Source organism: Pseudoalteromonas sp. M58 (assembly GCF_042604605.1).
In the GTDB taxonomy this organism is placed as follows: domain Bacteria; phylum Pseudomonadota; class Gammaproteobacteria; order Enterobacterales; family Alteromonadaceae; genus Pseudoalteromonas; species Pseudoalteromonas tetraodonis.
Genome location: NZ_CP152390.1, coordinates 83,874 through 97,817, shown reverse-complemented (window position 1 = coordinate 97,817; position 13,944 = coordinate 83,874). Strand labels below are relative to the sequence as shown.

19 protein-coding genes are annotated in these 13,944 nt (G+C 41.7%); 11 read left to right on the top strand and 8 right to left on the bottom strand.

Features of this window, described 5'->3' with window-relative positions; translation table 11 throughout:
- Positions 1-13: 13 nt before the first annotated feature.
- The 3 genes from AAGD16_RS00510 to cyaY are packed head-to-tail and all read right to left on the bottom strand — an operon-like array spanning position 14 to position 1,919.
- Complete coding sequence (locus AAGD16_RS00510) at positions 14-919, bottom strand: DUF2914 domain-containing protein (RefSeq protein ID WP_377112973.1); 906 nt, start codon at positions 917-919, stop codon at positions 14-16.
- Between the two features lie 23 nt (positions 920-942).
- On the bottom strand, positions 943-1,599 hold the full coding sequence (locus AAGD16_RS00505) for an alpha/beta hydrolase (protein WP_036980847.1): 657 nt from the start codon (positions 1,597-1,599) through the stop codon (positions 943-945).
- Positions 1,596-1,919: an iron donor protein CyaY gene (cyaY, locus tag AAGD16_RS00500; protein ID WP_013463729.1), complete on the bottom strand. Its 324-nt coding sequence runs from the start codon at positions 1,917-1,919 to the stop codon at positions 1,596-1,598. Before cyaY ends, AAGD16_RS00505 begins: the two co-directional genes overlap by 4 nt.
- A 148-nt stretch (positions 1,920-2,067) precedes the next feature.
- Here cyaY and AAGD16_RS00495 point away from each other — a divergent pair, with 148 nt between their 5' ends.
- The 7 genes from AAGD16_RS00495 to AAGD16_RS00465 all read left to right on the top strand — a co-directional run bounded on the left by AAGD16_RS00495 (position 2,068) and on the right by AAGD16_RS00465 (position 7,123).
- Complete coding sequence (locus AAGD16_RS00495) at positions 2,068-2,247, top strand: lipoprotein (RefSeq protein WP_013463728.1); 180 nt, start codon at positions 2,068-2,070, stop codon at positions 2,245-2,247.
- Positions 2,248-3,501 carry a diaminopimelate decarboxylase gene (gene lysA, locus AAGD16_RS00490; protein ID WP_377112969.1) on the top strand — a complete coding sequence of 418 codons (1,254 nt, stop codon included), beginning with the start codon at positions 2,248-2,250 and terminating at the stop codon, positions 3,499-3,501.
- A gap of 64 nt (positions 3,502-3,565) precedes the next feature.
- Positions 3,566-4,396 carry a diaminopimelate epimerase gene (gene dapF, locus AAGD16_RS00485; RefSeq protein WP_013463726.1) on the top strand — a complete coding sequence of 277 codons (831 nt, stop codon included), beginning with the start codon at positions 3,566-3,568 and terminating at the stop codon, positions 4,394-4,396.
- Positions 4,393-5,004, top strand: coding sequence for a DUF484 family protein (locus AAGD16_RS00480; RefSeq protein WP_377112966.1), 612 nt, complete (start codon positions 4,393-4,395; stop codon positions 5,002-5,004). Before dapF ends, AAGD16_RS00480 begins: the two co-directional genes overlap by 4 nt.
- Complete coding sequence (locus AAGD16_RS00475; RefSeq protein ID WP_013463724.1) at positions 5,001-5,945, top strand: tyrosine recombinase XerC; 945 nt, start codon at positions 5,001-5,003, stop codon at positions 5,943-5,945. Before AAGD16_RS00480 ends, AAGD16_RS00475 begins: the two co-directional genes overlap by 4 nt.
- A 10-nt stretch (positions 5,946-5,955) precedes the next feature.
- Entirely contained in the window at positions 5,956-6,666 is a 711-nt protein-coding gene (locus AAGD16_RS00470; RefSeq protein WP_377112961.1) for an HAD-IA family hydrolase, read from the top strand.
- A gap of 97 nt (positions 6,667-6,763) precedes the next feature.
- Positions 6,764-7,123, top strand: coding sequence for a HopJ type III effector protein (locus AAGD16_RS00465; protein ID WP_033103666.1), 360 nt, complete (start codon positions 6,764-6,766; stop codon positions 7,121-7,123).
- Between the two features lie 14 nt (positions 7,124-7,137).
- Here the strand turns inward: AAGD16_RS00465 and AAGD16_RS00460 are convergent, their stop codons facing one another.
- Positions 7,138-7,557: an N-acetyltransferase gene (locus AAGD16_RS00460; protein ID WP_033103665.1), complete on the bottom strand. Its 420-nt coding sequence runs from the start codon at positions 7,555-7,557 to the stop codon at positions 7,138-7,140.
- Positions 7,558-7,598: 41 nt separating this feature from the next.
- Positions 7,599-7,904 carry a DUF6482 family protein gene (locus tag AAGD16_RS00455; protein WP_013463720.1) on the bottom strand — a complete coding sequence of 102 codons (306 nt, stop codon included), beginning with the start codon at positions 7,902-7,904 and terminating at the stop codon, positions 7,599-7,601.
- A gap of 91 nt (positions 7,905-7,995) precedes the next feature.
- Here AAGD16_RS00455 and AAGD16_RS00450 point away from each other — a divergent pair, with 91 nt between their 5' ends.
- The 3 genes from AAGD16_RS00450 to AAGD16_RS00440 all read left to right on the top strand — a co-directional run bounded on the left by AAGD16_RS00450 (position 7,996) and on the right by AAGD16_RS00440 (position 10,389).
- Entirely contained in the window at positions 7,996-8,688 is a 693-nt protein-coding gene (locus AAGD16_RS00450) for a pseudouridine synthase (protein WP_377112957.1), read from the top strand.
- 108 nt (positions 8,689-8,796) lie between these two features.
- Positions 8,797-9,171, top strand: a complete 375-nt coding sequence (locus AAGD16_RS00445; protein ID WP_016900222.1) for a BlaI/MecI/CopY family transcriptional regulator — start codon at positions 8,797-8,799, stop codon at positions 9,169-9,171.
- A gap of 9 nt (positions 9,172-9,180) precedes the next feature.
- Positions 9,181-10,389 carry a TonB family protein gene (locus AAGD16_RS00440; protein WP_377112954.1) on the top strand — a complete coding sequence of 403 codons (1,209 nt, stop codon included), beginning with the start codon at positions 9,181-9,183 and terminating at the stop codon, positions 10,387-10,389.
- 74 nt (positions 10,390-10,463) lie between these two features.
- Here AAGD16_RS00440 and AAGD16_RS00435 read toward each other — a convergent pair whose 3' ends face one another.
- Positions 10,464-10,847 carry an MAPEG family protein gene (locus AAGD16_RS00435; RefSeq protein ID WP_377112951.1) on the bottom strand — a complete coding sequence of 128 codons (384 nt, stop codon included), beginning with the start codon at positions 10,845-10,847 and terminating at the stop codon, positions 10,464-10,466.
- Between the two features lie 243 nt (positions 10,848-11,090).
- On the opposite strand from AAGD16_RS00435, the gene AAGD16_RS00430 reads away from it, so the two are divergent.
- Positions 11,091-11,972 carry a DMT family transporter gene (locus AAGD16_RS00430; protein WP_013463714.1) on the top strand — a complete coding sequence of 294 codons (882 nt, stop codon included), beginning with the start codon at positions 11,091-11,093 and terminating at the stop codon, positions 11,970-11,972.
- 41 nt (positions 11,973-12,013) lie between these two features.
- Here the strand turns inward: AAGD16_RS00430 and AAGD16_RS00425 are convergent, their stop codons facing one another.
- Together AAGD16_RS00425 and AAGD16_RS00420 are read right to left on the bottom strand one after the other, a co-directional pair.
- A complete protein-coding gene (locus tag AAGD16_RS00425; RefSeq protein ID WP_016900225.1) occupies positions 12,014-12,331 on the bottom strand; it encodes a multidrug efflux SMR transporter in 318 nt (105 codons plus the stop codon).
- Positions 12,331-13,863, bottom strand: a complete 1,533-nt coding sequence (locus AAGD16_RS00420) for a bifunctional GNAT family N-acetyltransferase/carbon-nitrogen hydrolase family protein (protein ID WP_016900226.1) — start codon at positions 13,861-13,863, stop codon at positions 12,331-12,333. The genes AAGD16_RS00425 and AAGD16_RS00420 overlap by 1 nt, the downstream gene beginning before the upstream one ends.
- Between the last annotated feature and the right edge of the window lie 81 nt (positions 13,864-13,944).

Here is a 13,944-nt window from a genome sequence, read left to right as displayed (position 1 = left end):
ATCTGAGGGCGATTTAATCAGCTAAAATTCTAAATTCTTTTTGCGCAATGAGTAAACCTCGCTCATCAACCACATCAACGCGCCAATTCCCTAACTGGGAATCCATAATATTTTTAGTTGAGTAAGTTCGGTAGCGCGGAGAAGTAACTTTGAGCGACACTTCCGCCATCACTTCGCCTTCAAATAACCAAATATGCTTTACCTGCTGACCTTGTAAGTTTTTAAGCTCACTAAAAAATGACAATGATTCTTCAAATTGGCTTAAACGCACATCGGCGGCAAATACATTGGTTGGTTCACGATTACTCACACTGCGCGTCAATACGGCGCGGCTAATAGTAGCGGTATCTATTTTGGCACCAATGGCCACACTCGCAACTTGTGCTGATTCAGCAAATACTTTTTGCTCAGCCGGTTTTTCACTGGCCGTTTCGGTTTCAGGCGTTTGGTTATCTGTTGCAGCCATGTCTGCTTCTTCAGGCTCAGCAGTGAGCGTTGGCTCTACTTCTTGCTCAATAATACTTTGTTGAACTTTAGGCTCTGATGTTACTTTTTCGGTTATAGGAGCTGGTTTTTGCTCATCTGGGGAAAGGATTTTAGGTGCTGCAATTGCGACACTGCTCAGCGGCTCCTCATCAGCATCTGTTGCGTTTTCACTCTCTGCTGATGCTGCAGTATCATTGCTTAGCGACACAATTGCTGTTTGTTGCTCAGTAAAATCGAGCTGCTCATTAGGATGCGGCGCCCCTTGATCAGCATTCACAGCGCTAGACAGGCCGTAAATAACCGCTGCAGAGGTCATGATCACCAACATAGAAATACTCACAATCCGACGCCAATGCCACTCATAGCTCACGCTGGGTTCGCTAACCTGTGGTTCACGTTTTACATTTGCTGTTATTACTATTTTTTGACTCATTTTGACCCTCAGCGGCTCCTAAACTAACTTAAGCGAGAAATTAACCATTGGCGCACAGCTTGTAACTCTTGTGTACAAACCTGATGCCCCATAGGGTATTCTTGCCAACTCACATCCATGTTATGCGTTGATAATACTTCAAACGCACTTCTACCCGCGCTATGCGGTACAACGTCATCTTGGCTCCCATGAGCCATAAATATATTTAGCTGTGTTTGCTTTGCTTCATCAGCCAATTTATGTGGCACACACATATAGGTTGATAGTGCCATAACGCCAGCAAGCTTTTGCTCTAAACGCGGGGCTAAATGTAGCGATATGACGCCACCTTGTGAAAATCCCGCTAAAATAATTTTGTTCGCCGGTATGCCGTTAGCAATTTCTTGCGTTATTAATTGCTCAACTTTTGCTGCAGATTCCCTAACCCCCTGTTCATCTGCACGTTTGTCTAAATCCATCGATTTAATGTCATACCATGAGCGCATCTGCATACCGCCGTTAATAGTAACAGCCTGCATAGGCGCATGCGGAAAGATAAAACGCACACCTAGTTCACTGGGTAAATCGAGCTGTGGCGCTACTGGGGCAAAACCGTCACCAGAATCACCCAAACCATGTAGCCAAATAACCGTGGCTTTATGCGTTCCCTGAGCTGGGTATTGAACAAACTCTAAACTCATAGCGATGATTGCCACTTAATTTCTTGACCCGCTTGACGTGTTGACGCTTCATTGATGAAACTCCAAAACTCTGCGCCTGAGCGGTTATCAATCCATTGACCATCACGCATTTCAAAATGGTGACCGTTAAATTTTGTTGCCACCCACACTTGATGCAACGGTGCTTGCTTATTAATCACAATTTTACTGCGATCTGGAAAAATAATTTCTAAAATACCTTGAGCCGATTCATAATCTAAATCTGCTTCACAATCATCAACTTGTTCTTCAATTGTGAACATAAGAGCTTCTGCTAACTGGTGATATTCGTGATCAGTCATCGTTAATTTCCTTTGCAGGCAAGACGCCTAAATAATGGGTGCATGTTTGTACAGCTAGTGTAACAGGAATAAAATCATCCGCGAATAGCTGCATTTTTTAGATATTCTGTTACTCTGCGATTATAAAGCCAGCAACCGTATTAATCTAATGAAAGCGACATATACCTTACAATTAAAACAACTATTAATCAGCACCGTTTTGTTGTGTGCGTTAGCTGGCTGTGGTCAAAGCGGCCCGCTGTACTTACCAGAGCAGCCTACTGAACAAAATCAGCCAACAGACACCCCCAACAAGCAAACACCTATTGAGCAAAAACAGGAGCAGTAAATGGATTTTTTTAATTATAAAAACAACCAACTATTTGCTGAAGATGTCAGCGTAGCAACGATTGCACAGCACTATGGTACACCGTGTTATGTGTATTCAAGAGCGACGTTTGAACGCCATTATTTAGCGTTTGCCAATGCAGCTCAAGATCATAAAAGCCTAGTGTGCTACGCCGTTAAAGCAAATTCAAATATTGCAGTATTAAATATACTGGCGCGACTTGGTGCGGGTTTTGACATTGTTTCAAAAGGCGAGCTCGCGCGGGTCATCAAAGCGGGAGGCGCAGCCAATAAAGTGGTGTTTTCTGGGGTTGCTAAAACCGCTGACGAAATTGCTTATGCGTTAGAATTAGGTATTAAATGTTTTAACGTTGAATCAATCTCAGAGCTTGAGCGCATTTCAGAAGTAGCGTGTGAGCTTAATCTAGACGCGCCAATTTCTATTCGTGTTAATCCTGATATTGATGCTAAAACACACCCGTATATTTCTACTGGCCTAAAAGAAAACAAATTTGGCATTGGTATCGAAACCGCGTTAAGTGTGTACCAACATGCTGCGTCGTTACCTAGCTTAAATATAGTTGGGGTTGATTGTCACATTGGCTCACAGCTGACACAAACCAAACCGTTTTTAGAGGCGCTTGATAAACTACTGGCATTAATTGATGAGTTAAAAAATGCAGGTATTGAGTTAAGCCATTTAGATATTGGTGGAGGCCTTGGAGTAACCTACGACGACGAACAGCCTCCCCACCCGAGTGAGTATGCAGCACAAGTAACACAGCGCCTTACTAATTATCGCCACCTTGAACTGATTTTTGAACCAGGGCGAGCTATTGCCGCCAACGCTGGGATTTTAGTGACTCAGGTTGAGTTTATTAAGCAAAATCAAGACAAGTACTTTGCGATTGTTGATGCGGGTATGAATGACATGTTGCGCCCATCACTTTATCAAGCGTGGCAAAAAATTATTCCTGTCTCGGTGCGTGATGACGAAACACCTACCCACAACTATGATGTGGTTGGGCCGGTGTGTGAAACCGGTGACTTTTTAGGTAAAGACCGCCCTCTAGCACTCAAACAAGGTGACTTATTAGTGCAGCGAAGCGCTGGAGCATACGGCTTTACAATGAGTTCAAATTATAACTCACGCCCACGGGTTGCCGAAATAATGGTAGATGGTGAGCAACATCATCTTATTCGCGAACGCGAAACCATCGAGAGCCTGTACCAAGGTGAGAAAATTTTACCATAAACGTTTTTGTTACCTAGCTGCTCTGTGGCATGATTAGCGCAGAGCAAAACCGAATTAGAGCGCTATGTTAGTTAATTTTTCCAAAATGCACGGCTTAGGTAACGACTTTGTTGTGATTGATAATATTACACAAAACGTTTTTTTATCCCGTGATCAAATCAAAAAGCTGGCCGATCGCCATTTCGGCATTGGGTTTGACCAATTACTGATGGTTGAAGCCCCTTACTCACCCGATCTCGATTTTCACTATCGGATTTTTAATGCCGACGGCCACGAAGTAGAACAATGTGGTAACGGCGCCCGCTGCTTTGCCCGCTTTGTGCGCATGAAAGGCTTAACCAATAAACATAAAATTAGCGTTTCAACTAAATCGGGTAACCTCACCCTGTATATTGAAAAAGACGGCCAAGTAACGGTTAACATGGGACACCCTAATTTTGAGCCGAGTAAAATCCCGCTCAAAGCAACCAAACGTGAGCTAACTTACATTATTCGCGCAGAAGAACATACCGTTTTTAGTGGTGCTGTTTCTATGGGTAACCCGCATTGCGTCATGGAAGTAGACGACATTGAAACGGCACAAGTGAGTACCCTTGGCCCGTTGCTTGAAAATCATGAACGTTTTCCACAGCGCGCAAATATTGGCTTTATGCAGGTTATTTCTCAAGAACACATTAAACTCAGAGTGTGGGAACGTGGTGTAAGCGAAACACTTGCTTGTGGTACCGGTGCGTGTGCCGCTATGGTGATTGGCTTTATTCAAAACAAGCTCACCAGCACAGTGCAAGTTGATTTACCAGGCGGTAGCTTACAAGTTCGCTGGAGTGGCGAAGGCCACCCAGTGCGTATGACAGGCCCCGCTGAACATGTATTTGATGGACAAGTTGCACTATGAGTGAATTAACTAAACAGCAAGTAATAGATTACTTACAACAGCACCCTAATTTTTTAATAAATCAACCTGCGCTATTAGCGCAACTTGAGTTACAACAGCAAGTTCAGGGTGCGACTTCGTTAGTACATATTCAGCAACGTCAACTACGTGAACATAATACTCAGTTAAAACATCAAATCGAGACGATGACCAAGCATGCCACGCAAAATGAACTCGTGTACCGCTTGTTCAGTCAATGCCATCGTCAGCTTTGGAGCAATTATGACTTTAATACTTTGGCAAGTAACTTACGCAACATTATTTGCATGAGCCCGACTATTAATGAGTGCAAACTCGTAAGATACGACAGCGCGTTTGAGGGCTTAGTAAAGCACAGATTGTCAGATAGTAATCATTATTTAGGGCGGGTAAATCAGCAAGAGCGCGACTTACTCTTTAACGAGGATACCCAATCGACCGCCCTGTATTTAATTGGTGAACCGAGTAACCCCTACGCAATTTTGGCTTTTGGCAGCCACGATGAGAACCACTTTGAGCCCTCACAAGATAACTTATTTGTGTTAGATTTTGTACGCTCATTACAAATACGGTTACTGGAACTGGCATGAGCGACGACACGCCAAATATTAGCGACTTAAGCGATAGCTGGCGTACACCCATTACATTATTTAGTGATTACTTAAAATTTGAACGCCAGTATTCAGCGCACACCGTCAATCAATATGTTAGCCAATTAGGTTTTGCCGCCTTGTATTTTAATAAGCTATGCGACAATTGGTTTGCCGTACAAAGTGAGCACATTCGCCGTTACAGCATGGCGCTGCGCGCTAAGCAACTGAGCGGCAGAACAATCAGCTTAAAGCTAAGCTGCATTCGAAGTTTATATAAGTTTTTAAAAGCAAAAAATATTACTGAGCAACCGCATTACCATAACCCCGCGCAAGGGATAAAAGGCCCTAAATTTGCCAAGCCTTTACCTAAAAATCTTGATGTTGACCAAATGGCACGTTTACTCGAAATACCCGATGACGATCCACTTGCCATTCGAGATAAAGCCATGATGGAACTCATGTATTCATCAGGTCTGCGCATTAGCGAGTTAGTTGGTGCTAACATGCAGGATATAAACGCCCGTAATGGTGAAATACTGGTACGTGGTAAAGGTGCAAAAGAACGGCTAATACCGGTTGGCTCTAAGGCCCTTGAGGCATTAAAGAAATGGCTCGCGGTTCGGCCGCTATTTATGGGCGCAGACGAACACGCGGTATTTTTAAGTAGTAAAAAAAACCGTATCTCTGTGCGCCAAGTCCGTTTGCGAATGCAAGAATGGGGCATTAAACAAGGTATAAGCTCACAAGTGCATCCGCATAAATTACGCCACTCATTTGCGTCGCATATTTTAGAATCGTCTGGCGATTTACGAGCAGTACAGGAGCTATTAGGCCACAGTAGTTTATCTGCAACCCAAGTTTATACTCATTTAGATTTTCAGCACTTGGCTAAGGTGTACGACAACACCCATCCACGTGCTAAAAAACGAACCGATTAGGGTAATAACCATGATCCGATTTAATCGCGCAATTTCTCCTTTTTCTGTACTAAGCTTTGACTTAGACGACACCTTATACGACAACCGCCCAATCATAACCGCAGCCGTTCAGGCGCAAATTGATTATTTAAATGCGCTGCCAGGCTATAAAAAACAGGGGCCACAGTTTTGGCAACAATGCCGTGAGCGAGTTGTTCAACACCAACCTGAACTCATTGATAACGTCACTCAGTGGCGTAAACATACCCTACGCTTAGTTTTGTCTGAGCTTGGTTTTAAAAACGATGAAGTAGAGCATCATGCACACAGTGCTTATCAAGCATTTGCTGATGCGCGCAGTAATATTGAAGTGAGCGAAGACGTACTAACATTGCTCGATAAACTAAGCCAGCACTACAAATTAATTGCCATTACTAACGGTAATGTAGAGGTTGAGCGTTTTAATTTAAAAGATAAGTTTGAACTGGTGCTACAAGCTGGCTTGCACGGTAAAGCTAAACCACATACGACCTTATTTGATCAAGCTGCAACACATTTGCGTATTAACAACAGTGAAATTTTACACATAGGTGACAGCCTTGATAGCGATGTGCAAGGTGCTAATAACGCTGGCTGCCAGTCTGTGTGGTTAAATAATCAAGCACAAGCCTATGCCTACAAAGGACTTGCTGATATTGAAATAACCAACATTCATGCGTTAACCCACTTAATTGGTAAATAAACTATGCTTGTTTTATTGGCTCAATTGAATATAAATCAATCATAAGATAGGTTAGGGGTAATTACTTAACAATATCTTATAATAACAAGGACAGCGTATGACGCTCACAAACTACTTAACAACGCTCGCGAATGAGCCTAAAAGCATTGGTTTTGCTGATACTATGGCCGTTATTGATGAGCATTATACTTTTACAGCGTGCAGTTTTAGTAACCATGGGTTATTGAGCTCTGCGAGTGAAAATAACGGTTCATGCAAAATTTTTGCGTTTGCTAAGCTCAATGGTCTTAGTAAGCAAAATACATTAGATTGTTTTGGGGCATTTTATCGCGAAGACGTACTAAACAACCCAGATGCAGACGACCATATGAATATTCGCACCTTTATGTTAGCGCCTGAAGCCACCCCATTTTTAGGTATTACCTTTGATGGTACGCCATTAACAGCAAAAAAATAACGCTCCAATCAGCGTTATTTAGCCACTATTAGCGGTTTTTCCATAAAGTAACGAGTGCCATTAAGTGGGTAATTATCAAGTTGATATTTAACTTGGTAACCCCGTTTTTCATAAAAAGGCTTGGCTTGAAAGTCTAAGGTGTCAAGCTGAGCCTGAACGGCACCCATTTCAATTGCTGCATTTTCAAGTGATGTTAATAACGAATCAGCCAAGCCATTGCCTCGTGCAGATTCATCGCACCATAACCAGCTTATTAGCAACCAGTTACCAAACACATGACCGCTTATGCCTGCAACTAACTCACCTTGTTTATCGAGATATTTAAAGCCAAGAGGTTGACGCTGTGCGTCGAAGTGCTGAGCATTAAACTCAAGCATGTGCGCGCGCAGTGCTTGATTTAATTGCTCAGAATTATCGGGATGTAATAGGTACATTGGATGATTCCAAATAAACCTATATTAGCAAATACCTGATATTAAAACAGGTTGTTTTGCCCAAAGGGCACTTCGAGCATATTACTGGAAATTTTTTCCGGTTGACCACACATTTCATCATAAGCACTGGTGTGCCTTAGCATCATTTGTGCATAGGCGATATCTTCAAAGCGTTTTTGAATATGTAATGGGCTTAGTGCCTTCACGAATTCACCATTACTTTCTTGTACATAGTATTCAACATTATTAATGACAACAGACACTTGGTACAAGGCCATTTCCAGTGAATGAACAACCACTTTTTGTAATGGCTGATGCTTTTTTAGTTCTGAAAATTGAATACCCATAGTAACCTACCTACTGTTAAATTAACTGTCCAAGTAATCAATACGCAGCTTTGCTATAATCGCGATCAATATTTTTTAATTACAAGGCATTATGGATACAAAAATTAGACTTGCTAAATACATTGCTCATGCCGGTATTTGCTCACGAAAACAAGCGTCGCGCTTGATTGATGAAGGCGTTGTCATCGTTAATAATCGCCCCGCTAATCATATTGATCATGTGGACGAAAACGACCGTGTTATCGTTAATGGTCACGCCATTAAAGGCCCAGCCGATTTAGTGTACTTTGCCTATCACAAACCGGTAGGGATTGACTGTAAACTCAATCATCACGACCCCAGCAGCCTTATTCATCACCTGCCTCAACTTACCCGTGTTTACCCTATTGGCCGCCTTGATAAAGATTCTCGTGGTTTAATTATCTTGACCAACGACGGAGACTTTTGTAATCAACTGATTCATCCAGACTTTCATCAACCCAAACGCTACTTAGTCACTGTGAATAAACCATTAGACGCGCATTTTTGTGAAAAAATGGCAGCAGGCGTCCCCGTTGATAAGCAAATAACACGACCTTGTGAAGTAGTTAAAATAACGAATAATCAATTTAGTATTGTTTTAAAACAAGGGCTCAACAGGCAAATACGTAAAATGGCGCATTACTGTGGCTACACAGTCATTGATTTATACCGCGTACAGATCAGTGAATTACTATTAGATAATTTAAACCTCCCAGAAAACCACTTTATAAAAATTAACAAAAACGATATTTTAAGCCAATAAGCTCACACTAATCCCCTCCCTTTAGCGTGATTAAAAACAAAAAATAAACTTGCAAAAATAGATTACAAGCGTAGTCTTAAATGAAAGATTACACTTGTAGGCAATAAAATGATCGAATTATCAAAAGCAGAATTTGAAGTGCTGGATGCACTCTGGATTAACTACCCCGCCACAGCCAGCCAAATTATTGAGCGTTTAAGTGACGATAAACAATGGCACGAAAAAACCATTAAAACCTTATTGGGTCGTTTAGTAAAAAAAGGCGCGCTTAGCTTTGAAAAAGACGGCCGCCAATATATTTATACGCCATGTATTGCCCGTGCTGATTATACTTTAAAAGAGAGTAAGAACTTCATAGAGCGCTTTTTTAGTGGTCGTATTGCCCCTTTGGTAAGTGGCTTCGCTAAATCGGAGCAACTCTCTCAGCAAGATATAAACGAGCTTAAAAAAGTCATTGATGACTGGGAAAAGAATCAAAAGTAAGGAGTTAGCATGGCGATTCAAATAGGATTTAATTGGCTCATTGAGCAGCAGCTATTATTAAGTCTGTTGTTTGCAGGGTTTGTTTTACTTGAGCGCTTTGGCTTAAAAACCCTTGGTTCACGCTTTGTGTATAAATTAGCTTGGTTAATACCTGTATCAGTTCTGTTGGCTAATTTACCTAGTGCAATTAAGCCACTGCAAAATAGCGGCATTAGTTACTATTTAATTACACCTAATCAGGTACTTACAAACAGCTTGAGTGTTAGTTTAGCGCTACTGTATGTCATTATTACCACGGTCTTATTAATTGCCGCTGTTGTTACCCATACCCGATTTGTTAAAGGCCTACAGCTCACTGAATTAGCGAACTTTAAGCAGGTAATAACCGGAGTAAAAACTTATACCAGTGCTCAGGTGGCTACGCCCATGGTCATTGGTGTTTTTAATAGCAAACTGGTATTGCCGCACAATTATAATACTCAGTTTGATAATACTACTCTGGCGCTTATTCTAGAGCACGAAAACGTGCATATAAAGCGCAAAGACAACCTTATAAATGTGCTGCTATTACTGGCTACAATTTTATTGTGGTTTAACCCTCTGGCTTGGATGGCTTACGCAAGCTGTAGACGTTTGCAGGAGCTAACTTGTGATGAACGGGTACTAAGCAATAAAACCACACAGCAACAAATTTTATACAGCAAAGCCTTAATAAACTGCGCTGCCAATGCGCCAGCGGGTCTGATGGCTTATTCACACTACGGAGATAAAAAAACCATGTTACAACGACTTACTAATATCAAACATAACGGCGCACATTCGCGCCTAGCAAAAGGAAGCGTGTTACTTATCGCTGCGAGCTTGCTCAGTGGCTTAGCTGTAGCAAAGCAACCTGAAGCATCAGCTAAAAAAGAAACATCTATTGCTCCCGTAATGCGAATCGAACCGCTTTACCCAAAACAAGCGGCGGAACAAGGCATTAGCGGTTCAGTGGTATTAAAATACGACATAACCCCAGCAGGCAAAACAGCTAACATTACTGTTGTAAAAGCTGAACCAGAAGCAGTCTTTAACAAAGAAGCAAAAAGAGCACTGATGCAATGGCAATATACACCTTCATCAATGGGACAACAAAACGTACTAATACAACTTGATTTTGCACTCAACAGTACAGTTACAAAAAGTGATTTAATAGAGCGAGTTAACATATCGCATTAATGGGAATAAGTGTTTAAGACTATAAAGCAAGCACCCTTTTAGGCTGCTTGCTTTGTGGTTTTTGCTTATTCTCGTTATAAACTGACGGCGATCATGCCAATAGCGGTGCCTATTCCCACCAGCCAAGTGATCGAGCGAATAATATCGAGGTTTAAATAATAAAAAGTACAAAATAAAATACGCGCTACAATGTGCGTCATCGCTAAAGTTTCGGTTACGGCATTAACATTGTTTGTGCCTAATACAGCAGCCAAAGCAACGGCAAAAACCGCTAACGATTCAAAACAGTTTTGATGAGCAGCCAGCGCCCGTGCTCCGAGTCCTGTAAGTTGTGTTTGTTGTTGCCGTGGATGTTTATTATCGTAACCACCGAGCTTATTCATTTCTATAATAGCTGGGACTCTCGCAACATAAGGCATGATCACTGCAATTAAGGCGCAAACCAATAAAATCGTCATTATAATTCTCAAGTTATTATTTATGACCCAAAATAACACAGCAAATAGAAAAAAGCCGCCAAATATAAATAACCTGAGCTCTGGCGGCTAGCAGTAACATCCCTCACACTATAGCCGATTTAAGCAGTGCGTCACTGTGGCAAATTGTCGCAGGTGATGAATATTCATTATGCCTTTTTGATGGTCGCTTTAATGCCAGAGTACTGCTAAATTAGCTCTCCACTTTTTTGTATGTTGTTTAAGATGATTTGGATTTTACTCACTATTTTTGCCGCATTTATGCAGTCATGGCGTAATGCGCTGCAAAGCAAATTAAGCGCTCATGTCAGCGTTGCTGGCGTTACTCTAGCCCGCTTTATTGTCGCAAGCCCTATTGCAGGGCTGTATTTATATGCGCTTTATTATTACCAAGATGCGCCTCTCCCTTCATTTAATCCTTTATTTATTAGCTATATTATTGGAGCCAGCATAGTGCAAATTATTGCCACAGGGCTCATGGTGAAGTTGTTTAAAATGAACAATTTTGCAGTAGGCGCGGGCCTTGCTAAAAGCGAAGCGCTAATGGCGGCGATATTAGGATTACTATTTTTTGGTTCGGCGCTTTCATTTTTAGGTTGGATTGGTGTATTTATTGGCGCACTCGCTGTATTGCTATTAAGCGGCATTGCGAATGTGAAACATTTTAGCTTAAAAACCGCCTTAACAGGGCTTGCTTGCGGTACTTCGTTTGCGTTGTCATCGTCATGGATCCGCGAAGCAAGTTTAAGCTCGGGTATAGCTTTTCCTTATGCACCCGCGTGGGTTTTGTTACTGATTATTAGCTTGCAAACACTGATGTTATGTATATACATTGCTTTAAAAGAGCGCCATACCTTTAAAATGATGTATCAATATAAGAAAATGACAAGTGCAGTGAGTGTATTTAGCTGCTTAGGTTCCGTAGGCTGGTTTAGTGCCATGAGCTTACAACATGTCGCCTATGTAAAAACGCTCGGTCAAATAGAAGTATTTTTTACCATGTTAATCTCTATTTTATGGCTAAAGCAGCCGCTAAAGCGCCAAGATAGTGCGGGGCTAGTGCTGATTGCAGTGGCTGCCATATTGGTTATGCTGCCAAGTAGTTAAAACAAGCGCAGGTATAAACCTGCGCTTGTTTAATCTAACAATTAATGACTAATTTTTAAGGTGATGACACCACAAATAATCATTAATACACCAGCAATACGGCCAAAAGTGGCTGCATCACCATAAAATAATATGCCAACTAAAAACGTACCTGCTGCGCCAATCCCCGTCCATACCGCATAAGAAGTCCCCATAGAGATTTGCTTTTGCGCTAACCAAAGCATAAAGCCACTTGCGACCATAAACGCGATTGCAATTGCAATGCCTTGCCAACGGGTATCTGGGTTTTGTGAAATTTTTAGGCCTATTGGCCAACCAATTTCAAGTAACCCTGCAATTATTAAGTACATCCACGCCATTAAACATCTCTCTTTTTCAATATCACTTCATATAAATCACTGCGGCGGTCTTTTAAGTTACGCACGGTACCTTCACTGTGAAGTATTTTTAACTTGTCCATATCTAAGTCGCTAAATAATAGCATTTCGGTATTGGTGGTGGCCTCATTTAGTGTGGCATCGTGTGGAAATGAAAAGTCAGACGGTGTAAGAACAGCAGATTGCGAGTACTGTACATCTAAACTTTCTACTTCGGGTAAATTACCCACCGAACCTGCGATAACCACATAACACTCGTTTTCAATAGCGCGCGCTTGTGCACAGTGGCGAACACGTAAATAACTATTTTTGGTGTCGGTCCAAAATGGCACAAATAAAATATCAAGCCCTTGGGTTGCTAAAATACGCGACAACTCTGGAAACTCAACATCGTAACAAATTTGAATCCCTACGCGACCGGCATCGGTTTCAAATACCGCTATTTTATCACCGCCTTGAATCACCCAATCATTATGTTCATGCGGGGTGATATGAATTTTACGTTGCTCATCTATTTTGCCACTGCGGTGGCACAGGTAACTCACGTTATAAATTTTATCACCCTCGGCAAGCGGCATAGAGCCGGTGATAATATTCGCGTTGTACTCAATTGCCATGCGCGACATCGCGTTTTTAAAAGTCTCAGTGTATTCAGCTAAATAACGAATGGCTTCGGTTTGATTACTTTGCTCAGTTAACCCCATCAGTGGCGCGTTAAAGAACTCCGGAAATAAAATAAAGTCGCTTTTATAATCAGACACCGTATCAACAAAGTATTCAACTTGCTTAAGCATTTCTTCAACCGACTCAACACAGCGCATTTGCCACTGCACAGCCCCAACACGTACAATTGATTTAGTCGACTCAATAACGGTATCGGTTGGCTCAAACATAATGTTATTCCACTCAAGTAACGTGGCATAACCTACTGATTCTTGATCCTCTGGAAGGTACTTTTTAAGTAAACGCTTTACCTGAAAATCGTTAGCTAATTGAAAGCTCAATATTGGATCGTATATCTCTTTTTGATCCACCTTGGCAATGTATTCCATTGGCGTCATATCGTCGCTGTGATTGTAATAACGCGGAATGCGGCCACCCGCTAAAATAGCGCGTAAGTTATATTGGCGACATAATTCTTTACGGGCATCATAAAGACGACGCCCTAAACGCATGCCTCGGTACTGCTCACTAATAGCAACATCTAAACCATATAGCGCGTCACCTGTAGTATCACTAAATACACGGTCATGGCCATCAGCAATATCTTCATAGGTGTGCGGGTTTGAAAAACGTGCATAATCCACTTGTACACTCAGCGCTAAACCCACCAGCACGCCATCATCAACAATACCAATTTGCCCTTCAGGGAACTGATCTATAAGTCTAAAAATTGTATGGCTTGGCCATGCGCCGCCTAAATCAGGGTACGCTTCGTCCATCAAGGTTTTAATTTGTGGGTATTGTTCTCTGCTTAAATTACAAATTTCAAGATGGGTTTTTTCTGCCGACATATACAACTCCTTTAGGCACGTAAAAATCAAAAAAGCTGAACAAATGCTCAGCTTAATTAGGTTTATGCGTTATGGTTCGCG